The sequence below is a fragment of the Pseudomonas sp. G166 genome (genome assembly GCF_037027455.2).
Lineage (GTDB): Bacteria > Pseudomonadota > Gammaproteobacteria > Pseudomonadales > Pseudomonadaceae > Aquipseudomonas.
Map to the genome: position 1 here is coordinate 4,662,118 of NZ_CP146985.1, position 20,335 is coordinate 4,682,452.

The 20,335-nt window shown below is 59.0% G+C and carries 16 protein-coding genes, 2 tRNA genes and 3 rRNA genes; 10 read left to right on the forward strand and 11 right to left on the reverse strand.

Translation table 11 applies throughout. The features are described from left to right. Positions 1–59: 59 nt before the first annotated feature. Positions 60–794, reverse strand: coding sequence for an alpha/beta fold hydrolase (locus SGN16_RS20285; protein ID WP_210639700.1), 735 nt, complete (start codon positions 792–794; stop codon positions 60–62). A gap of 145 nt (positions 795–939) precedes the next feature. On the opposite strand from SGN16_RS20285, the gene tam reads away from it, so the two are divergent. The 4 genes from tam to SGN16_RS20305 all read left to right on the forward strand — a co-directional run bounded on the left by tam (position 940) and on the right by SGN16_RS20305 (position 5,635). After that, positions 940–1,710 carry a trans-aconitate 2-methyltransferase gene (tam, locus tag SGN16_RS20290; RefSeq protein ID WP_335944525.1) on the forward strand — a complete coding sequence of 257 codons (771 nt, stop codon included), beginning with the start codon at positions 940–942 and terminating at the stop codon, positions 1,708–1,710. 91 nt (positions 1,711–1,801) lie between these two features. Next, positions 1,802–2,935 (forward strand): cupin-like domain-containing protein, encoded by a 1,134-nt coding sequence (locus SGN16_RS20295; protein WP_335944526.1) that lies wholly within the window; start codon positions 1,802–1,804, stop codon positions 2,933–2,935. An 83-nt stretch (positions 2,936–3,018) separates the two neighbouring features. Then, on the forward strand, positions 3,019–3,819 hold the full coding sequence (locus SGN16_RS20300; RefSeq protein WP_210639703.1) for an SDR family oxidoreductase: 801 nt from the start codon (positions 3,019–3,021) through the stop codon (positions 3,817–3,819). Next, positions 3,812–5,635 (forward strand): glycoside hydrolase family 15 protein, encoded by a 1,824-nt coding sequence (locus tag SGN16_RS20305; RefSeq protein ID WP_210639704.1) that lies wholly within the window; start codon positions 3,812–3,814, stop codon positions 5,633–5,635. Before SGN16_RS20300 ends, SGN16_RS20305 begins: the two co-directional genes overlap by 8 nt. Before the next feature lie 145 nt (positions 5,636–5,780). On the opposite strand, the gene SGN16_RS20310 is transcribed toward SGN16_RS20305, so the two are convergent. Next, complete coding sequence (locus tag SGN16_RS20310; protein WP_210639705.1) at positions 5,781–6,146, reverse strand: DUF6124 family protein; 366 nt, start codon at positions 6,144–6,146, stop codon at positions 5,781–5,783. A 529-nt stretch (positions 6,147–6,675) separates the two neighbouring features. On the opposite strand from SGN16_RS20310, the gene SGN16_RS20315 reads away from it, so the two are divergent. Both SGN16_RS20315 and SGN16_RS20320 read left to right on the forward strand, forming a co-directional pair. Continuing rightward, positions 6,676–7,053, forward strand: coding sequence for a hypothetical protein (locus SGN16_RS20315; protein WP_210639706.1), 378 nt, complete (start codon positions 6,676–6,678; stop codon positions 7,051–7,053). 28 nt (positions 7,054–7,081) lie between these two features. After that, positions 7,082–7,984 carry an alpha/beta hydrolase gene (locus SGN16_RS20320; RefSeq protein ID WP_335944527.1) on the forward strand — a complete coding sequence of 301 codons (903 nt, stop codon included), beginning with the start codon at positions 7,082–7,084 and terminating at the stop codon, positions 7,982–7,984. Here the strand turns inward: SGN16_RS20320 and SGN16_RS20325 are convergent. Continuing rightward, positions 7,953–8,945: a GlxA family transcriptional regulator gene (locus SGN16_RS20325; RefSeq protein WP_210639708.1), complete on the reverse strand. Its 993-nt coding sequence runs from the start codon at positions 8,943–8,945 to the stop codon at positions 7,953–7,955. The two genes, SGN16_RS20320 and SGN16_RS20325, sit on opposite strands and share 32 nt — an antisense overlap. A 98-nt stretch (positions 8,946–9,043) precedes the next feature. Here SGN16_RS20325 and inhA point away from each other — a divergent pair, with 98 nt between their 5' ends. Further along, positions 9,044–9,730, forward strand: coding sequence for an isonitrile hydratase (gene inhA / locus SGN16_RS20330; protein ID WP_335944528.1), 687 nt, complete (start codon positions 9,044–9,046; stop codon positions 9,728–9,730). A 72-nt stretch (positions 9,731–9,802) separates the two neighbouring features. Here the strand turns inward: inhA and SGN16_RS20335 are convergent, their stop codons facing one another. Both SGN16_RS20335 and SGN16_RS20340 read right to left on the reverse strand, forming a co-directional pair. Next, entirely contained in the window at positions 9,803–10,060 is a 258-nt protein-coding gene (locus SGN16_RS20335) for an Atu4866 domain-containing protein (protein WP_134925164.1), read from the reverse strand. A 29-nt stretch (positions 10,061–10,089) separates the two neighbouring features. After that, positions 10,090–10,827, reverse strand: coding sequence for an SDR family oxidoreductase (locus SGN16_RS20340; protein ID WP_210639711.1), 738 nt, complete (start codon positions 10,825–10,827; stop codon positions 10,090–10,092). 202 nt (positions 10,828–11,029) lie between these two features. Here SGN16_RS20340 and SGN16_RS20345 point away from each other — a divergent pair, with 202 nt between their 5' ends. Together SGN16_RS20345 and SGN16_RS20350 are read left to right on the forward strand one after the other, a co-directional pair. Beyond that, on the forward strand, positions 11,030–11,977 hold the full coding sequence (locus SGN16_RS20345; protein WP_335944529.1) for an AraC family transcriptional regulator: 948 nt from the start codon (positions 11,030–11,032) through the stop codon (positions 11,975–11,977). Between the two features lie 177 nt (positions 11,978–12,154). Next, on the forward strand, positions 12,155–12,910 hold the full coding sequence (locus SGN16_RS20350; RefSeq protein WP_339101768.1) for a hypothetical protein: 756 nt from the start codon (positions 12,155–12,157) through the stop codon (positions 12,908–12,910). Between the two features lie 489 nt (positions 12,911–13,399). Here SGN16_RS20350 and SGN16_RS20355 read toward each other — a convergent pair whose 3' ends face one another. Continuing rightward, positions 13,400–13,858, reverse strand: coding sequence for an SRPBCC family protein (locus SGN16_RS20355; RefSeq protein ID WP_210639714.1), 459 nt, complete (start codon positions 13,856–13,858; stop codon positions 13,400–13,402). A 120-nt stretch (positions 13,859–13,978) separates the two neighbouring features. Between SGN16_RS20355 and SGN16_RS20360 the strand changes: the two genes are divergently transcribed. Then, complete coding sequence (locus tag SGN16_RS20360; RefSeq protein ID WP_210639715.1) at positions 13,979–14,380, forward strand: lysozyme inhibitor LprI family protein; 402 nt, start codon at positions 13,979–13,981, stop codon at positions 14,378–14,380. A 117-nt stretch (positions 14,381–14,497) separates the two neighbouring features. On the opposite strand, the gene rrf is transcribed toward SGN16_RS20360, so the two are convergent. The 5 genes from rrf to SGN16_RS20385 all read right to left on the reverse strand — a co-directional run bounded on the left by rrf (position 14,498) and on the right by SGN16_RS20385 (position 19,701). Beyond that, positions 14,498–14,613: ribosomal RNA gene (rrf, locus tag SGN16_RS20365) — 5S ribosomal RNA — on the reverse strand. A gap of 149 nt (positions 14,614–14,762) precedes the next feature. Then, positions 14,763–17,653, reverse strand: a 23S ribosomal RNA gene (locus tag SGN16_RS20370). Positions 17,654–17,900: 247 nt separating this feature from the next. Then, positions 17,901–17,976 (reverse strand) — tRNA-Ala (locus SGN16_RS20375). 30 nt (positions 17,977–18,006) lie between these two features. Then, positions 18,007–18,083 (reverse strand) — tRNA-Ile (locus SGN16_RS20380). Between the two features lie 81 nt (positions 18,084–18,164). Beyond that, positions 18,165–19,701: ribosomal RNA gene (locus SGN16_RS20385) — 16S ribosomal RNA — on the reverse strand. The 16S, 23S and 5S rRNA genes sit together here with 2 tRNA genes alongside, the layout of an rRNA operon. Positions 19,702–20,335 lie beyond the last annotated feature (634 nt).

A 20,335-nucleotide genomic window follows, 5' to 3' on the forward strand; every position in this document is an offset into this window, starting at 1 on the left:
AGGGGACGAATCCCCCCCCAGCCGATGTGGGGCGGCATTTGAATGAGCCGGGAATCAAATCAAGCGCTGATCGCCACCCCATGCCGCCGCTGATGCACGCTCAACTGATCCTTGATCAGCCGCAGCACCCGGGCTTCGTGCTCATGAATGAAAAAGTGCCCGCCGGCCAGCATGTCGACCGAAAAGCTGCCCGACGTCTCGCGGCGCCAGCCAATCAGTTGCTCCGTGGTGGCCTTGTCGGCGGTACCACCGAGTACGTGCACCGGGCAGTTGAGCAGTGGTCGCACTCGCGGCTGGAAACGTCCGCACAGCAAAAAATCGGCCCGCAGGATCGGCAAGGTCAGGGCCATCAACTCTTCATTGGCCAGGATCTCCTCGCTGGTACCGTTGAGGGTACGCAGTTGTTCGATCAATTCAGCATCGGTTTTCGGCTCGGCGAAACCCCGGTCATAGTCGGCTCGCATTGTCGGTGCCGCGGTGCCGGAGGCAAACAGCGCCACCGGTTCCGGGCCACCGAGCTCACGCAAGGCATGGGCGATTTCGCAGGCCAGCAGCGCACCCAGGCTGTGGCCGAACAAGGCATAAGGTGCCCGGAGCGACGGGAGCAGTTCCCGGGCCAGTTGCATCGCCAACGGGCCCATGTCGGTGTGCAGCGGCTCGTCGAAACGAGCCCCGCGCCCCGGCAGTTCCACCGGCTGCACCTGCAGCCACTGCGGCAACGCGCGCCGCCAGCGGCTGTAAACCATTGCGCTGGCGCCGGAATAAGGCAGGCACAGCAAGGTCAGTTGGGTCACTGCGGTTTTCTCCGATCGGTCGTGTAGGGAAGATAACGAAAACGTAGCCCACAGAATTAATCAAAACCGTTACGGTCGCTCCATCCTCTTCACCCGGCTTTATACTGGCGGCACCTCGACTCACTGCGCCGCACAGGAGAACGCCATGGGCTGGTCCGCCAAGCAATACGTCACCTTCGAACAGGAACGCACCCGTCCGTCCCGGGACCTGCTCGCCGCCATCCCCCCCACCCAGGCCCGTTCGGTGATCGACCTGGGGTGCGGCCCTGGCAATTCCACCGAACTGTTGGTGGAACATTTCAGCGGTGCCACAGTGCGCGGCCTGGACAGTTCCAGCGACATGGTCGACGCCGCGCGCAAGCGTCTGCCCGCAGTGACGTTCGACACTACGGACATCGGCCGCTGGAACGAGCCCGGGCCGTTCGACGTGATCTTCGCCAACGCGGTGCTGCAATGGCTGCCCGACCACGCCAGCCTGCTGCCGTCGCTGGTGAGCAAACTTGCCCAGGGCGGCAGCCTGGCGATCCAGATGCCCGACACCCTGCACCAGCCGTCCCACCGCTTGATGCGGGAAGTTGCCGCCAACGGTCCTTGGGCCAGTCAATTGGCCGGGGCAGCCGACTCGCGTACGGAAGTGGAAGATGCCAGCACCTATTACTCCATCCTGAAGCCCCACTGCAGTCGCGTCGATGTATGGCGCACCACCTACCATCACCCCTTGGCCGGCGGCGCCGCAGGCGTGGTGGAGTGGTTCAAGGGCAGCGGCTTGCGGCCCTTTCTCGAACCGCTGGACGAGACGCAACGCGAGCAGTACCTGGCGCACTACCTCAAGGCGATCGAACAGGCTTACCCGCCCCTGGAAGATGGGACCGTGCTGCTGCCGTTTCCCCGGGTATTCATGGTCGCGACACGCTAGGGCGAGGGTCGATGACGCAGCGACGAGGGCCTAAATTTCGGCTCCAGGCCCTCGTTACCTGCTAAGACCAAAACCCACAAGAGTGACCGCCGTGGACCTGCAAACCATCCTGGGCAAGCTGTTCGCCAATGCCGGCGCCGTTGGCATCGAAGGCGTTTTCCAATTCGTGTTCGGCCCGCATCAGGCGTATTGGTCCGAGGTCAGGGCCAACAGCCACACCCAGGCCGGGCGGCACACCCGCCCTGACGTGACCATTGAAGTGGCGGAAAAGGATTTCCTCGGGATCATGGCCGGCATGGCCAACGTTGAAGAACTGTTTGCCAGCGGTCGCCTAAAGATCGGCGGCAACATGGGCCTGGCGACGTTGCTGCCGCAGATCATCGACCATGCCCGGCATGGCGGTGGCGTGGCGGAAAAGGTCGACATGAACAAGCGCTACCCCACCCCATCGCGTTTCAGCGAAACACTCACCGCCAGCCTGCCGGTCCAACGTAGCGTGGAGCGTCGGCCCCGCAGTGGGCTGTCGGTGCAGGAGTTCCAAGCGCGTTATTTGCCCCACGGTATTCCGCTGGTCATCAGCGACGCCTTGCAGGACTGGCCGTTGTTCAAGCTCAGCCGCGAAGAATCCCTGGTGCATTTTGCCGAGCTGCAAGGCATCACCCGCCACGGCGACTACGTGAAGAAAACCTTCTCCACCGAGCGGGATTTCCGATCCACGTCCATGGCCGACTTCATTGCCTCCCTGGACAGCCCGGCGGTCAAGGGCAGCGACGGCGAACCACCGGCCTACATGGGCAACAACATCCTGCCAGCGCAGTTGATCGAGCAGATCAACTACCCGCCCTACTTCGACCGCTCGCTGTTCATCCCACCGCGCATCTGGATCGGCCCCAAGGGCACCCTTACACCGCTGCACCGCGATGACACCGATAACCTGTTCGCCCAGGTCTGGGGCGAGAAAACCTTCACCCTCGCCGCCCCCCATCACCGCGAAGCCCTCGGCACCTGGTCCACGGCGCCCCAGGGCGGGCTGGACGGTTGTGATTTCAACCCGGATGCGCCGGACTACCAACGCTTCCCCAACGCTCGCGACGTGACTTTCATACGGGTGACGCTGGGGGCCGGGGACCTGCTGTTTCTGCCGGAAGGCTGGTTTCATCAGGTGGAGTCGGTGTCCACGTCGTTGTCGGTGAATTTCTGGGTGAATTCGGGGCGGGGTTGGTAATGGTGAAGACTGTTTCACCTAAATGAACTCTGCACGCCTCACGCCAGTCAGCAGGTAAGGCCCTCCGTTCAAGGTGCTAAACCATGCAGATATCCCTCGCCCAACAAGTCGCCCTCGTTACCGGTGCCAGTTCCGGCATTGGTGCCGGCTGCGCCAGGGCATTGGCGGACGCCGGGGCCGCCGTGGTACTCAACTACCATTCCAGCGCCGGCCCGGCCGAAGACCTGGCCCGTGAAATCAACGACAACGGCGGCCGCGCCATCGCCGTCGGTGCCGATGTAGCAAAGGAGCAAGACGTCGAACGGCTGTTCGCCCAGACCCTCGAAGCCTTTGGCTCGCTGGACATCCTGGTGGCCAATTCCGGCCTGCAAAAAGACGCCGCCGCCGTCGACATGAGCCTGGAAGACTGGAACACCGTGATCGGCACCAACCTCACCGGCCAATTCCTCTGCGCCCGCGCCGCCCTGCGGATTTTCACCCGTCAGGGCATTCGCCAGGGCGTGTCCCGGGCCGCTGGCAAGATCATTCACATGAGTTCGGTGCACCAGCGCATTCCCTGGGCCGGCCACATCAACTACGCCGCGTCCAAGGGCGGTGTCGATCAACTGATGCAGAGCCTGGCCCAAGAGAGCAGCCACCAACGCATCCGCATCAACAGCATCGCCCCCGGCGCGATCAGCACGGCCATCAACCGCGAGGCCACCGAGGGCGAGCAGGAGCAGAAATTGCTGGAGCTGATTCCCTACGGTCGCGTGGGTGACGTGGAAGACGTCGCCAACGCGGTGGTCTGGCTGGCGTCGGACTTGTCCGATTATGTGGTGGGCGCCACGTTGTTCATCGATGGCGGGATGAGCCTTTACCCGGGGTTTCGCGGCAATGGCTAACGACCACGAACCACAAAGCCCCATCGAAAACCACGGCATCATCGGCGACATGCGCACTGCTGCGCTGGTCAATGACCGCGGCAGTGTCGACTTTTTCTGCTGGCCGGAATTCGACAGCCCATCGCTCTTTTGCTCGCTGCTGGACACCCCGGAGGCGGGCATTTTCCAACTCGCGCCCGACCTGCCGGATGCCCGTCGCCAACAAATCTACCTGCCCGACACCAACGTGCTGCAAACCCGCTGGCTGAGCGACGGCGCCGTGGTGGAAGTCACCGACCTGCTACCCATCGGCGACAGCGAGGATGATCTGCCGGTGTTGATGCGCCGGGTGCGCATGACTGTCGGCAGCACAACGTTTCGCATGCGCTGCGCGGTGCGCCACGACTATGCCCGGGCAGTCACCACCGCGCGCCAGGACGGTGCCCACATCTGTTTCGAGGCGTCGGGGCAGCCGAGCCTGCGCTTGTGCGCCGATCAGCCCATGAGGCTGGACGGCAACGCGGCGGTGGCCGAATTCACCCTGGAACAGGGCCAGAGCGCCGAGTTCCTGCTCGGCGGCATCGACGACCCACGACTGCAGGATGACGTCAGCACAATATGCCTGGAGCGGACCCTGGCGTTCTGGCGCGGCTGGATCGGCCAATCCACCTATCGGGGGCGTTGGCGGGAAATAGTCAACCGCTCCGCCCTTGCGCTGAAACTGCTGACCTCGCGCAAACACGGCGCGATCCTCGCCGCCGCCACCTTCGGCCTGCCGGAAACTCGCGGCGGCGAACGCAACTGGGATTACCGCTACACCTGGATCCGCGACGCCTCGTTCACGGTCTACGCATTCATGCGCCTGGGCTTCGTCGAAGAAGCCAATGCTTATATGCGCTGGCTGCGCGGGCGGGTCAGCGACTGCTGTGACCAGCCGGTCAAACTCAACATTCTCTACGGCCTGGACGGTCGGCTGGAGCTGCCGGAAACCGAGTTGCCGCACTTGAGCGGTTTTGGCGGTGCTCAGCCGGTGCGCATCGGCAACCTCGCCTACCAACAGGTGCAATTGGACATCTTCGGCGAGCTGATGGACGCGGTGTACCTGGTCAATAAATACGGCGAAGCCATTTCCCACCAAGGCTGGAAACACACCGTCGACGTGGTCGACCAAGTGTGCGAGGTCTGGCAGGACAAGGATGTGGGCATCTGGGAGATGCGCGGTGAGACACAACACTTTCTGCATTCGCGACTGATGTGCTGGGTCGCCGTCGACCGCGCTATCCGCCTCGCCGAAAAACGCTCCCTGCCCGCCCCGTTCGCCCGCTGGGACGAGACCCGCCAGGCGATTTACCAAGACATCTGGAACAATTTCTGGAACGAGGAACACCAGCATTTCGTCCAGCGCCTGGGCAGTACCGCCCTCGACGGCGCGATGCTGTTGATGCCCTTGGTGCGCTTCGTCAGCGCCCGCGATCCGCGCTGGCTGTCCACACTGGACGCCATTGAGAAAAGCCTGGTGCGCGACGGCATGGTGTATCGCTACCGCAACGACGACAGCCCCATCGACGGTCTCGGCGGCATCGAAGGCTCCTTCGCCGCCTGCTCGTTCTGGTACGTCGAATGCCTCGCCCGCGCCGGCCGCGTGGAAAAAGCCCAGCTGGAATTCGAACAACTGCTGCGCTACGCCAACCCGCTGGGGCTGTACGCCGAAGAGTTCGACAGCCACGGTTACCACTTGGGCAATACACCCCAGGCCTTGACTCACCTGGCGTTGATCAGCGCCGCCAGTTTTCTGGATCGCAAGTTGAGTGGGGAGAAAAATCATTGGCAGCCGTGAACCGGGTTGTTGTGATCGTTCCCACGCTCCCGCGTGGGAACGCCGCCAGGGACGCTCTGCGTTCCGCTTCTGGAAGGTGACGCAGAGCGTCACGGGATGCATTCCCACGCAGAGCGTGGGAACGATCAAAAAAGTGGTGTGCCTGTTAGGACGCCGGCTCTGCTAACTCAATGTCATCCAACGCCCGATTGGCCAACAACGTCCCCAGTTCAATCAACTGCTGAATCCCCAACGCCACATGCCGCCGCGACCCTTCCAGTTCGAACGCCAGATCACTGACCATGGCATTGGCCGAAGCCAGGGTTTCGCTGAGGCTGGTCAGCACCGATTCGGTGTTGAGGCCCGGGACCACTGAGAAGACTTGGCCGTCCTGGGTATCGGGTTTGGCTGGTGTGGGGGACAAGTGGATGTTCAGCGCCCGGTCGGCGGCTTCGCGGAGTTTTTTTGTGTCGAGGGTGGTGTAGGCGGAAAGGTTTTCAGCTTTTGGGGGGTTGGGGGTGATCTTGACCATAGTGAAACTCCTGACTTGAAGTTGGAGCTCACCCACCTCGTGACCAAACGAGGGTGGTGGGCTATACGCAGGTTGGTCAACCGGGAAGTCAGGCACCCGGCGCACTCGAAAGTGCCCCGCGCACAGCCCACCGCAAAGCATACCGACAAGCACACAAAAAAGCGCCGACATGCTGAGGTTGGCGCGTGTGCGCCTGACATTGGACGGGCGACCAAACCCGGTCGCTGATTTTGCAGCGACGGGCAAAGCCTATCCCCGCCCTTTCCGAACCGGCAACCGCCGCGACTCGTCAGAAAATTCCGGTTCACCTATTTTTTTGTAGGAACACAACCCCGTGGCGAGGGAGCTTGTTCCCGCTCGGCAGCGCAGCCACCGCAAAATCTCCCTGGCACGAGGGCATTGCAGTATCCCCTCCCCATTTATCGCCACGCCCCGTTACAGGTTGCCAACCCCGCAACCCCCTCCTAAGATCGATGCACTCACGGGTGCAGCGGAGCTGCCCGATAAAAACCCGACTCAAGGATCTGACATGACTCATATCAAACGCTCCATCACCACCCCACCCCGAACAGGCCTGACCCGCGAAGACCTCTGGGAAGGCCAGGACCGGGGCCTGATCAAATGCTGGGAAATCGGTCGCGACCGCGCGGTGAAGTTTCCCGAACTGGCGCAACGCTGCCTGAATGGTGAATTGCCGGTACTGGGCTGGAAAGGTGGCGTGAGCCGCAGCCTGAAGAAAAGCGAAAAATTCGGCTGCCTCAAATACCTCGCCCAGTGGCAAGGCCTGCGCGGTGAAGACCTGGACATCGACCTGTCCCAGGAGCGCACCCTGACCTGCGCCAGCACGAACATGATCGTGACCTTCACACCGGATCGGGCCAAATACGTCAATCAGGAACCCGCCTGACTGCAAACGCGCTGTACCGGAGGCCGACATGAGCTTGAATCCCAAGATCAACTTCGCCGTGACGCCGCTGTTGCGCATCGCCTACGAAGAGCACGGCCCCGCCAGCGGCGAGCCAGTCATTCTGCTGCACGGTTTTCCTTACGACCCGAGGGCCTTCGACGAAGTCGCGCCTGCCTTGGCCGAGCGCGGCTACTGGGTCATCGTGCCCTACCTGCGCGGCTATGGCCCGACCCGGTTCAACAACCCGGCCATCCTGCGCTCAGGCCAGCAAGCGGCGCTGGCCCAGGACCTGCTGGACCTGATGCACGTGCTGGCCATCCCTCAAGCGGCGTTGTGCGGCTACGACTGGGGCGGTCGGGCGGCGTGTATCGTCGCGGCCCTGTGGCCCGAGCGCGTGCGCTGCCTGGTGACCGGCGATGGCTACAACCTGCAGGACATTCCACGTTCCAAGCAGCCGCTGGACCCGCAAACCGAACATCGCCTGTGGTACCAGTACTATTTCCACACCGCTCGGGGCGTCGAGGGCCTGACGCAGAATCGGCGTGAACTGTGTGAGTTGCTCTGGCGCCTGTGGTCACCGACCTGGAAGCGCGGCGCAACCTTGTATCCTTTGAGCGCGCCGTCTTTCGACAACCCGGATTTTGTCGACGTGGTGATCCATTCCTACCGCCATCGCTTCATGTACGCGCCGGGCGACCCGACGCTGGAGTGGATGGAGGAGCGGCTTGCGGCACAACCGACCATCAGCGTGCCGAGCATTTCCCTGTGCGGCGCCGACGACGGCGTTGGGCCCGCGCCGGAACACGATGAAGACGTCGAGCATTTCACGGGGCTCTATGAGCGCCGAGTGCTGGCCGGTGTTGGCCACAATATTCCCCAGGAAGCCCCCGAGGCCACGCTCAGGGCATTGCTGGATCTGCTTGAAGGCTGACCGCGAAGCGCTCGCGATAGGCCTGGGGCGTCACCCCCATGGCCCGCAGGAAACTGCGGCGCAGGGTTTCCTCGCTGCCGAAACCACATTGCACCGCCACTCGCTTGATTGACAATGTCGTGTCTGCCAGCAGGCGGCGAGCGGTTTCCACCCGAATCAACTCCACCGCCCGTGCCGGGGTCTGTCCCGTATCGGCGCGGTAGTGACGCACAAAACTGCGCTCGCTCATGCCCACCTCGGCGGCCAGGTTTGGCAATCCCAAGTCACCGGTGAGGTTTTCGGCGATCCAGGCATGCAGTTCATCAAACCGACTGCCCTGTTTTTGTAGCGACAACGTCACGCTGAATTGCGATTGCCCGCCAGGGCGCTTGAGGAACACCACCAGATGCCGGGCGACCTCCAGGGCCACGGCACGCCCCAAGTCCTCCTCGACCAGTGCCAGGGCCAGGTCAATGCCAGCCGTGACCCCGGCCGAGGTCCACACCGGGCCGTCGTTGATGAAAATCGGGTTGGGTTCGACCCGCAGTTGCGGATGCTGCTCGGCCAGTTGTTCACAGCGAGTCCAGTGGGTGACCACTCGCCGCCCGTCCAGCCAGCCACTGGCGGCCAACAGGAACGCCCCGGTACACACCGACGCCACCCGTCGCGAACGCAGCCCGTGCTCCTTGACCCAGGCCACCAGCGCCGGGTCCTTCGCCGCCTCATACACACCCCAGCCGCCAGCAATGAGCAAAGTGTCGCTGCCTTCAATCGGCAGAGGCTCGGCCAGCAGCGCCAACCCCGCCGAAGACATGACCGCCCCGCCACCGACAGCAATCACCGTCGGTGCGTACGGCAAGGGCAAGCCCTGCTGGCGTGCTAGGTCGTTGGCCGATGCGAAGACCTGCAAAGGCCCAGTGACATCCAGCACTTGCACGTTGGCGAAGGCCAGGACGTGAACGGTTTTCGGCGTGTTTGGCATATTGGCGTAATTCGTGGGCTTATTGGCGTATGCGCCAAATCCTACGAGCCTAAAGTGAAGCCGTCCACCCCCGGGCATCATCCAAAGGAGAAAGCGAGATGACGTTGCAGATCGGTTTGCTGTTATTCCCACAAGTCCAGCAACTGGACCTGACCGGCCCTTATGACGTACTGGCCTCGTTGCCCGACGTGAAGGTCCACCTGATCTGGAAGGACCTGGCGCCGGTCACCGCCAGTACCGGGCTGGTGTTGTTGCCAACCACCACGTTCGAAGACTGCCCGAAGCTCGACGTGATCTGCGTCCCTGGCGGAACCGGCGTTGGCCCCCTGATGGAAGACGAGCAGACGCTCTCCTTTATCAAACGGCAGGCCGCCGAGGCGAAATACATCACCTCGGTGTGCACCGGCTCGCTGGTACTCGGTGCGGCGGGCCTGTTGCAAGGCAAACGGGCCACCACCCACTGGGCTTACCACAGCCTGCTGCAAACCCTGGGTGCGACACCGGTCAAGGACCGCGTGGTTCGTGATGGCAACCTGTTCACCGGGGGCGGCATCACCGCCGGGATCGATTTTGCCTTGACCTTGGCGGCCGAACTGTTCGGCCAGGACACCGCCGAACTGGTCCAACTGCAACTCGAATACGCCCCTGCCCCGCCGTTTAACGCCGGCAGTCCAGACACCGCGCCGACGCGCGTCCTGGAAGAAGCCCACCGGCGTACCGCAGAGTCGTTCCGGGTACGCTCGCAAATCGCCCAACGCGCTGCGGCGCGGTTGGAACTGGCGTAACGATCAGTCCCAGCGCAAATGAAATCCGTGATGAGGGGAGTCTATCCCCTCATCACAAAGATCATCGGTTCATCACTCCCCCTGGCGATACAGCACCATTCCCGCGTGATACAGCACGCCCTCACGAAAATCCCCATCGGCGGTGAAACCTGTGTCGTCGTGGTATTCGATATGGTCGTCCTGCAGCCAGTAATCGCCCTGGTAAGCGCTTTCACGCAATCCCCGCGCTTCATCGTAGCGTCCGCCCGGCAACAACCGATGGCGAATCACGCCATCAGCCGTCACCCACAGGCCGACAAATTTGTCCTGGTCTCCAAAGGCCTTTCTCATGGGACATCTCCTGTTGGGTAAACCTGGGTTCAGAACGGGCTGGCGGTGGGCCGCACGATCAGTTCGCTGACGTCTACGTCCGCCGGTTGTTCGATGGCGTAGGCGATTGCCCGGGCGATGGCTTCGGCCGGAATGGCGATCCTGCGGAACTCGCGCATTTCGGCACGTCCACCTTCATCGGAAATGCTCTCGGCCAGTTCCGACTCGGTCACGCCGGGGGAAATCACCGTCACGCGCACATCCCCCCCGACTTCCTGGCGCAAGCCCTCGGAAATCGCCCGAACGGCAAATTTGGTGGCGCAATACACCGCGGCAGTCGGGCTGACGGCATAGGCACCAATGGACGCGATGTTGATGAACTGGCCGCTGCGCTGGCGCTGCATCAGTGGCAAGCCGGCAGCGATGCCGTGAAGCACGCCACGGATATTGACGTCGATCATGCGGTCCCACTCCTCGACTTTCAGAGCCTCGAGCTTGGAGAGCGGCATGACCCCAGCGTTATTGATGATCACGTCGACCCGGCCGAACCGCTCGACAGCAAAGTCGATCAGGTTCTGGACGTCATCGCGACGGGTCACGTCCACGGCCTGGCAGACCGCTTGCTGGCCGACGGTTTCGAGTTCGTGCACCAGTGTTTGCAAACGATCGATGCGCCGGGCGCCGAGCACGACACGAGCACCGCGAGCCGCGAGCAGCCGCGCCGCTGCTTCACCGATCCCGCTGCTGGCACCCGTGATGACCACTACTTTGTTTTGAATATCGGACATGATGGTTTCCTCGTCTGGATGTGTTGGCCCCCGGTGGGAGCGTTTTGACAGCTCCAGATTAGGGAACCGACCCAGGCCCGGGTTAGCCGGATCCTCCTGCGCACTTGCACGATCCTGTAGCGATAAAACCGACTCTGGCCGACAGCCGCACAATCGGTTTTACTAGCGCGGTCCACTTATTTGGCCAGGGAGGTTGATCGGTATGTCGGTATCCACGTCCATCCACATTGCGCCAGACGACGGCGTCAGCCAGCGCCGCGCCGAACTGGCGAGCCTGATGAAGCGCTTTGCGCCCGAATACGGTGTCCACTCTACGGCCATCGAGTCCTTGCACCTGATCCGTAGCGACCAACCGACCGAAGCCTTGCACACCGTGCACAAGCCTGGTTTGTGCGTGATTATCGAGGGGCGCAAGGAAGTGCGCCTGGCGGACGAATGCTACGTGTATGACCCGCTCAATTACCTCGTCGTCTCGGTGACCCTGCCGTTGGCCGGCCAGGTGATTGAAGCCAGCCCTGAACGCCCCTACCTATGCATTCGTCTTGATATCGACCCGGCGCAGATCTGCCGACTGATTGCCGATGCCAGTCCTATCGGCGTACCGGTCGAAAGAACCGGACGCGGTTTGTTCCTGGACCGTATCGATGCGCCATTACTCGACGCGGTGTTGCGCTTGCTGCGGCTGTTGGACAGCCCGGACGATATCGCCACCCTCGCGCCGTTGGCTCAACAGGAGATTTTCTACCGCCTGCTGCGTGGCGCCCAAGGCCAGCGCTTGCACGAAATCGCCATTCCTGACACCCAGACCCATCGCATCAGCCGAGCCATCGAGTGGCTCAATACCCATTACGCCGAGCCGCTGAGCATCGATAGCCTGGCACAAATGATCAATCTCAGCCCTTCGGCGCTGCATCACCGCTTCAAAGCCGTGACGGCCATGAGTCCGCTGCAATACCAGAAACAGTTGCGTCTGCAGGAAGCCCGACGGTTGTTGTTGGCAGAGAACAGCGACGTTTCGTCAATCGGCTACAAGATGGGGTATGAAAGCCCTTCGCAGTTCAGTCGCGAGTACAGCCGTCTATTTGGCGCCTCTCCGAGCAAGGACATCGCACGTTTGCGTGCCCAGGCGCTGCAAGCCAGTAGTGCTTGATCCCGCACACAAACAGGATCAGGCAAAACCAGGACAGTATCCGTCTAACGACCAAACCCGCCTCGCCCCTAATCTGAACCCATGCAGCAAGGCAACCGCCCCCGCTGCAACGGGTTCAGCAGATCACGACATCTGAACGACCCGGCACTCAACCCTTGATCTGACCGGAGTCTCACCATGAAAACTTTCAACGCCCTGATCGCCGTTACCACCTTTGCCCTGAGCGCAAGTGCGTTTGCCTTGCCGAGCCAGCAGCAAGACCGTTTCTTCACCCAGGCCTACGACCACCAAGAGCCTGTGGCCGCTGACGGCGCGGATCGTACCCCTGGCGGGCAGACCCTCGCCGCCGATGGCGCGGACCGTACCCCTGGTGGGCAGACCCTCGCCGCCGATGGCGCGGACCGTACCCCTGGTGGGCAGACCCTCGCCGCCGATGGCGCGGACCGTACCCCTGGTGGGCAGACCCTCGCCGCCGATGGCGCGGACCGTACCCCTGGTGGGCAGACCCTCGCCGCCGATGGCGCGGACCGTACCCCTGGTGGGCAGACCCTCGCCGCCGATGGCGCGGACCGTACCCCTGGTGGGCAGACCCTCGCCGCCGATGGCGCGGACCGTACCCCTGGTGGGCAGACCCTCGCCGCCGATGGCGCGGACCGTACCCCTGGTGGGCAGACCCTCGCCGCCGATGGCGCGGACCGTACCCCTGGTGGGCAGACCCTCGCCGCCGATGGCGCGGACCGTACCCCTGGTGGGCAGACCCTCGCCGCCGATGGCGCGGACCGTACCCCTGGTGGGCAGACCCTCGCCGCCGATGGCGCGGACCGTACCCCTGGTGGGCAGACCCTCGCCGCCGATGGCGCGGACCGTACCCCTGGTGGGCAGACCCTCGCCGCCGATGGCGCGGACCTTACTTTGACGCGGCGCCAGGCATGAGCAGACCAATTTTTTCACAGACGAAAAAAAACCCGCCGAAGCGGGTTTTTTGAGGACCAATTTGACTCCCTGTCTGGCATTCCATGCCTGGTCCAATCATCCATGACCCCAAGCACTCCCTGTACTCAGTGGATGGACATAGATTAGGCCCACCACTGCCTTGGAAAAAGACGAGAAAGCAGTGCCAACGTGTAAGCGTTTCGCTATACAGCGCTTGCGGGGCTTTTTGGCAGGCGAAAAAAAACCCGCCGAAGCGGGTTTTTCCAAGACCATTACGACTCCCTGTCGATAGCCGTCCTTGCAAGGTCGATCGTCCCTGATCCTGAGCACTTCCTGTGCTTCAGTGGATGAGTCCAGATTACGCCTCGGATCCAAAGTGCAATAGACGATATAGCTACCATGGCGTGTAAGACATTCGCTATATCGGGTCTTCCGCAAACCCCTAGTCACGCCAGGTGTCGGCGGTGTGCGCATCACCGCAGGGGAAAATCAAGACTTGGCCAGGAACGCTTCAATGTTGGCCATCTGCTCATCCCAGCCACGGCTGTCCATGCGAAAGGCCTTGAGTCGGCGTGCCTCGGGAATATTGTTGAAGCCCGATTCAACCACTTTCAGCAAGGTACCGCCGTCCATGTCTTCGAGTTCGAATTGCACACGTGTTTCTGACTCTTGAGAGTAATCTACCTGCGGCTCAATAGCGTAAGGGTGCCAGCGAAACGAGAACACCCGCTCGGGCTCGACCCGCTCCACCGCCACATCCCAAATGAGGTGTTCATAGCCCGGATACGTGATCTGCCCCTGAGTACGTTCGCCCGCAACAAACCGCTTACCCTCAAGGGCGACACCGAACCATTGGCCAAAGGCCTCGGCATTGGCCAAGGCGCGCCAGACTTGGGAACGCGGCGCCTTGAGCAGGATCTTTCTTTCAATGCGATCGGATGAATACATGGGTCACCTCCTGTGTTCAACAGTAGGCTTGTAAGACCACAAGGCCAACCGGAAAGTTGTATCAGTCCTTCGTCCGGGTACACTCCTCCGGCATTTATCCCCCTCAAGGAGAGATCGACCATGCCCCCACGCTTGCTTCTGGTCCTCGCACCGTTATTTTTTATCACCGCAGCCCAAGCCGATGACTGCGCCAATGCCACCACTCAGGGTGAGATGAACCAGTGCGCGGCCAAAGAGAACAAGGCCGCCGACAGCGAGCTGAACAGCCTGTATAAGCAAATTACAACACGTCTGAAGGACAACCCCGAGGCCAAGCAAATGTTGGTCAAGGCGCAGCGAGCCTGGATCAGCTTCCGTGACGCCGAATGCAACTTTTCTGCCTCCGGGGTCGAAGGTGGCAGCGTCTACCCGCTGATCTATAGCAACTGCATCACCGACCAGACCAAAGCCCGAATCGAAGCGTTCAAGACCTACCTCAAGTGCAAGGAAGGAGATCTGAGCTGCCCAGTGCCCGAAGCTTAACGGTCTGGATGGAAAAATAAGGATGGCCTCTTCAGGTCATCCTTTTTTGCCATGAAATTTTTCAGCAAAAAAACAAAACCCCTACCTGCGTCAGCAGATAGGGGTTTCGGAATTTAATCTTGACGATGACCTACTCTCACATGGGGAAACCCCACACTACCATCGGCGATGCATCGTTTCACTGCTGAGTTCGGGATGGGATCAGGTGGTTCCAATGCTCTATGGTCGTCAAGAAATTCGGTAGCCAGCGCGTGCCTTGCGGTCACGTTCCAGCGAATGGGTATGCGATAGTTTGTGTGTTTGCTGCGAACCTTCGGTTCATGTCATCTTCACACACCGCAATCTGGTGCCCTTTCGGGTCAGCAAATTGCTTGGGTGTTATATGGTCAAGCCTCACGGGCAATTAGTACAGGTTAGCTCAACGCCTCACAGCGCTTACACACCCTGCCTATCAACGTCGTAGTCTTCGACGGCCCTTCAGGGGACTCAAGGTCCCAGTGAGATCTCATCTTGAGGCAAGTTTCCCGCTTAGATGCTTTCAGCGGTTATCTTTCCCGAACATAGCTACCCGGCAATGCCACTGGCGTGACAACCGGAACACCAGAGGTTCGTCCACTCCGGTCCTCTCGTACTAGGAGCAGCCCCTCTCAAATCTCAAACGTCCACGGCAGATAGGGACCGAACTGTCTCACGACGTTCTAAACCCAGCTCGCGTACCACTTTAAATGGCGAACAGCCATACCCTTGGGACCGGCTTCAGCCCCAGGATGTGATGAGCCGACATCGAGGTGCCAAACACCGCCGTCGATATGAACTCTTGGGCGGTATCAGCCTGTTATCCCCGGAGTACCTTTTATCCGTTGAGCGATGGCCCTTCCATACAGAACCACCGGATCACTAAGACCTACTTTCGTACCTGCTCGACGTGTCTGTCTCGCAGTCAAGCGCGCTTTTGCCTTTATACTCTACGACCGATTTCCGACCGGTCTGAGCGCACCTTCGTACTCCTCCGTTACTCTTTAGGAGGAGACCGCCCCAGTCAAACTACCCACCATACACTGTCCTCGATCCGGATAACGGACCTGAGTTAGAACCTCAAAGTTGCCAGGGTGGTATTTCAAGGATGGCTCCACGCGAACTGGCGTCCACGCTTCAAAGCCTCCCACCTATCCTACACAAGCAAATTCAAAGTCCAGTGCAAAGCTATAGTAAAGGTTCACGGGGTCTTTCCGTCTAGCCGCGGATACACTGCATCTTCACAGCGATTTCAATTTCACTGAGTCTCGGGTGGAGACAGCGCCGCCATCGTTACGCCATTCGTGCAGGTCGGAACTTACCCGACAAGGAATTTCGCTACCTTAGGACCGTTATAGTTACGGCCGCCGTTTACCGGGGCTTCGATCAAGAGCTTCGCGTTAGCTAACCCCATCAATTAACCTTCCGGCACCGGGCAGGCGTCACACCCTATACGTCCACTTTCGTGTTTGCAGAGTGCTGTGTTTTTAATAAACAGTCGCAGCGGCCTGGTATCTTCGACCGGCGTGGGCTTACGCAGTAAATGCTTCACCCTCACCGGCGCACCTTCTCCCGAAGTTACGGTGCCATTTTGCCTAGTTCCTTCACCCGAGTTCTCTCAAGCGCCTTGGTATTCTCTACCCAACCACCTGTGTCGGTTTGGGGTACGGTTCCTGGTTACCTGAAGCTTAGAAGCTTTTCTTGGAAGCATGGCATCAACCACTTCGTCACCCAAAGGGTAACTCGTCATCAGCTCTCGGCCTTAAGATCCCGGATTTACCTAAGATCTCAGCCTACCACCTTAAACTTGGACAACCAACGCCAAGCTGGCCTAGCCTTCTCCGTCCCTCCATCGCAATAACCAGAAGTACAGGAATATTAACCTGTTTTCCATCGACTACGCTTTTCAGCCTCGCCTTAGGGACCGACTAACCCTGCGTCGATTAACGTTGCGCAGGAAACCTTGGTCTTTCGGCGTGGGTGTTTTTCACACCCATTGTCGTTACTCATGTCAGCATTCGCACTTCTGATACCTCCAGCAAGCTTCTCAACTCACCTTCACAGGCTTACAGAACGCTCCTCTACCGCATCACTTACGTGATACCCGTAGCTTCGGTGTATGGTTTGAGCCCCGTTACATCTTCCGCGCAGGCCGACTCGACTAGTGAGCTATTACGCTTTCTTTAAAGGGTGGCTGCTTCTAAGCCAACCTCCTAGCTGTCTAAGCCTTCCCACATCGTTTCCCACTTAACCATAACTTTGGGACCTTAGCTGACGGTCTGGGTTGTTTCCCTTTTCACGACGGACGTTAGCACCCGCCGTGTGTCTCCCATGCTCGGCACTTGTAGGTATTCGGAGTTTGCATCGGTTTGGTAAGTCGGGATGACCCCCTAGCCGAAACAGTGCTCTACCCCCTACAGTGATACATGAGGCGCTACCTAAATAGCTTTCGAGGAGAACCAGCTATCTCCGAGCTTGATTAGCCTTTCACTCCGATCCACAGGTCATCCGCTAACTTTTCAACGGTAGTCGGTTCGGTCCTCCAGTTAGTGTTACCCAACCTTCAACCTGCCCATGGATAGATCGCCCGGTTTCGGGTCTATTCCCAGCGACTAGACGCCCTATTAAGACTCGCTTTCGCTACGCCTCCCCTATTCGGTTAAGCTCGCCACTGAAAATAAGTCGCTGACCCATTATACAAAAGGTACGCAGTCACCCAACAAAGTGGGCTCCCACTGCTTGTACGCATACGGTTTCAGGATCTATTTCACTCCCCTCTCCGGGGTTCTTTTCGCCTTTCCCTCACGGTACTAGTTCACTATCGGTCAGTCAGTAGTATTTAGCCTTGGAGGATGGTCCCCCCATATTCAGACAAAGTTTCTCGTGCTCCGTCCTACTCGATTTCACTTCTAAGATCCTTCGCGTACAGGGCTATCACCCACTATGGCCGCACTTTCCAGAGCGTTCCGCTAAAATCAAAGAAGCTTAAGGGCTAGTCCCCGTTCGCTCGCCACTACTAAGGGAATCTCGGTTGATTTCTTTTCCTCAGGGTACTTAGATGTTTCAGTTCCCCTGGTTCGCCTCTTGCACCTATGTATTCAGTACAAGATAACCATCTTATGATGGCTGGGTTCCCCCATTCAGACATCTCCGGATCAAAGTCTGTTTGCCGACTCCCCGAAGCTTTTCGCAGGCTACCACGTCTTTCATCGCCTCTGACTGCCAAGGCATCCACCGTATGCGCTTCTTCACTTGACCATATAACCCCAAGCAATCTGGTTATACTGTGAAGACGACATTCGCCGAAAATTCGCATGCATGCTCAAAGAGCAACTCACAAATTTTACCTTAGCCTGATCCGTTACCAGTGAAAGTAACGTTCAGTCTATCTTTCTATCACATACCCAAATTTTTAAAGAACGAACTAGTCAAAGACTAGAAATCAACATTCACCATCGAACCGATGGAATGCTCATTTCTAAGCTTTATACAATCGAAGCAGTAGTGGTGGAGCCAAGCGGGATCGAACCGCTGACCTCCTGCGTGCAAGGCAGGCGCTCTCCCAGCTGAGCTATGGCCCCGTATTTCTACAGGCGTTTCCCACACAAAATTGGTGGGTCTGGGCAGATTCGAACTGCCGACCTCACCCTTATCAGGGGTGCGCTCTAACCAACTGAGCTACAGACCCAATTTCGGGCTGCTTCTTTCGTCTTCTTCAATGAATCAAGCAATTCGTGTGGGAGCTCATGAAGCAGCTGCGGTCGTCGATTAAGGAGGTGATCCAGCCGCAGGTTCCCCTACGGCTACCTTGTTACGACTTCACCCCAGTCATGAATCACACCGTGGTAACCGTCCCCCCGAAGGTTAGACTAGCTACTTCTGGTGCAACCCACTCCCATGGTGTGACGGGCGGTGTGTACAAGGCCCGGGAACGTATTCACCGCGACATTCTGATTCGCGATTACTAGCGATTCCGACTTCACGCAGTCGAGTTGCAGACTGCGATCCGGACTACGATCGGTTTTGTGGGATTAGCTCCACCTCGCGGCTTGGCAACCCTCTGTACCGACCATTGTAGCACGTGTGTAGCCCAGGCCGTAAGGGCCATGATGACTTGACGTCATCCCCACCTTCCTCCGGTTTGTCACCGGCAGTCTCCTTAGAGTGCCCACCATAACGTGCTGGTAACTAAGGACAAGGGTTGCGCTCGTTACGGGACTTAACCCAACATCTCACGACACGAGCTGACGACAGCCATGCAGCACCTGTCTCAATGTTCCCGAAGGCACCAATCCATCTCTGGAAAGTTCATTGGATGTCAAGGCCTGGTAAGGTTCTTCGCGTTGCTTCGAATTAAACCACATGCTCCACCGCTTGTGCGGGCCCCCGTCAATTCATTTGAGTTTTAACCTTGCGGCCGTACTCCCCAGGCGGTCAACTTAATGCGTTAGCTGCGCCACTAAGAGCTCAAGGCTCCCAACGGCTAGTTGACATCGTTTACGGCGTGGACTACCAGGGTATCTAATCCTGTTTGCTCCCCACGCTTTCGCACCTCAGTGTCAGTATCAGTCCAGGTGGTCGCCTTCGCCACTGGTGTTCCTTCCTATATCTACGCATTTCACCGCTACACAGGAAATTCCACCACCCTCTACCATACTCTAGCTCGACAGTTTTGAATGCAGTTCCCAGGTTGAGCCCGGGGATTTCACATCCAACTTAACGAACCACCTACGCGCGCTTTACGCCCAGTAATTCCGATTAACGCTTGCACCCTCTGTATTACCGCGGCTGCTGGCACAGAGTTAGCCGGTGCTTATTCTGTCGGTAACGTCAAGACAATCACGTATTAAGTAACTGCCCTTCCTCCCAACTTAAAGTGCTTTACAATCCGAAGACCTTCTTCACACACGCGGCATGGCTGGATCAGGCTTTCGCCCATTGTCCAATATTCCCCACTGCTGCCTCCCGTAGGAGTCTGGACCGTGTCTCAGTTCCAGTGTGACTGATCATCCTCTCAGACCAGTTACGGATCGTCGCCTTGGTGAGCCATTACCCCACCAACTAGCTAATCCGACCTAGGCTCATCTGATAGCGCAAGGCCCGAAGGTCCCCTGCTTTCTCCCGTAGGACGTATGCGGTATTAGCGTCCGTTTCCGAGCGTTATCCCCCACTACCAGGCAGATTCCTAGGCATTACTCACCCGTCCGCCGCTCTCAAGAGGTGCAAGCACCTCTCTACCGCTCGACTTGCATGTGTTAGGCCTGCCGCCAGCGTTCAATCTGAGCCATGATCAAACTCTTCAGTTCAAACATCTTTGGGTTTTGAGAAAACCCTAAACTTGGCTCAGCAATCGTTGGTTACATCTTTGATTTCTCGCGGAGTAACTTGTGATGCTGATAATCTGTTGACTAGCAGTCTGACTCCACAAGCACCCACACGAATTGCTTGATTCAGTTGTTAAAGAGCGGTTGGTTAAGAGCTTTCGCCTCAACCGAGGCGCGCATTCTACAGCGCCCGGTGTATCTGTCAAGCGGTTATTTTAAGAAGTTTTCAAAGTTTCGTTTGGGAAACATCAACAACTTCAACCACTTGCGCTTCCGATCTCTCGTTAGCGGGAGGCGAATTCTACAGCGTTACTCGCTGCTGTCAACACCTCTTTTTCTCCGCTTCCGACCGAGAAGATCGAACCGCTGACAAGGCCAAACAAACACTGCCTTATCAACTGCTTCCTGGCTTCGATGAACTGAAGCCCGGCACCTTCAAAACATGGTTAACTCATTGAAACTCAAGGAGTTTTCCGTTTCGACTGCGCCGGAAGTGGGGCGAATTATAGACGTCCAGAATTTGCCGTCAACCCTTAATTACGCTTTTCTATCTATAGGGCGTCTAGCCGGTTAAATCTGCCATATATATAGACGGAAGCGCTCATAATGCGCAGTA

What these genes read in the sequence shown, in the direction of transcription:
- tam (WP_335944525.1), top strand. Translation starts at nt 940, where the DNA reads ATGGGCTGGTCCGCCAAGCAATACGTCACCTTCGAACAGGAACGCACC.
- SGN16_RS20300 (WP_210639703.1), top strand. Translation starts at nt 3,019, where the DNA reads ATGCAGATATCCCTCGCCCAACAAGTCGCCCTCGTTACCGGTGCCAGT.
- SGN16_RS20305 (WP_210639704.1), top strand. Translation starts at nt 3,812, where the DNA reads ATGGCTAACGACCACGAACCACAAAGCCCCATCGAAAACCACGGCATC.
- SGN16_RS20310 (WP_210639705.1), bottom strand. Translation starts at nt 6,146, where the DNA reads ATGGTCAAGATCACCCCCAACCCCCCAAAAGCTGAAAACCTTTCCGCC.
- SGN16_RS20315 (WP_210639706.1), top strand. Translation starts at nt 6,676, where the DNA reads ATGACTCATATCAAACGCTCCATCACCACCCCACCCCGAACAGGCCTG.
- SGN16_RS20320 (WP_335944527.1), top strand. Translation starts at nt 7,082, where the DNA reads ATGAGCTTGAATCCCAAGATCAACTTCGCCGTGACGCCGCTGTTGCGC.
- SGN16_RS20325 (WP_210639708.1), bottom strand. Translation starts at nt 8,945, where the DNA reads ATGCCAAACACGCCGAAAACCGTTCACGTCCTGGCCTTCGCCAACGTG.
- inhA (WP_335944528.1), top strand. Translation starts at nt 9,044, where the DNA reads ATGACGTTGCAGATCGGTTTGCTGTTATTCCCACAAGTCCAGCAACTG.
- SGN16_RS20335 (WP_134925164.1), bottom strand. Translation starts at nt 10,060, where the DNA reads ATGAGAAAGGCCTTTGGAGACCAGGACAAATTTGTCGGCCTGTGGGTG.
- SGN16_RS20340 (WP_210639711.1), bottom strand. Translation starts at nt 10,827, where the DNA reads ATGTCCGATATTCAAAACAAAGTAGTGGTCATCACGGGTGCCAGCAGC.
- SGN16_RS20345 (WP_335944529.1), top strand. Translation starts at nt 11,030, where the DNA reads ATGTCGGTATCCACGTCCATCCACATTGCGCCAGACGACGGCGTCAGC.
- SGN16_RS20350 (WP_339101768.1), top strand. Translation starts at nt 12,155, where the DNA reads ATGAAAACTTTCAACGCCCTGATCGCCGTTACCACCTTTGCCCTGAGC.
- SGN16_RS20355 (WP_210639714.1), bottom strand. Translation starts at nt 13,858, where the DNA reads ATGTATTCATCCGATCGCATTGAAAGAAAGATCCTGCTCAAGGCGCCG.
- SGN16_RS20360 (WP_210639715.1), top strand. Translation starts at nt 13,979, where the DNA reads ATGCCCCCACGCTTGCTTCTGGTCCTCGCACCGTTATTTTTTATCACC.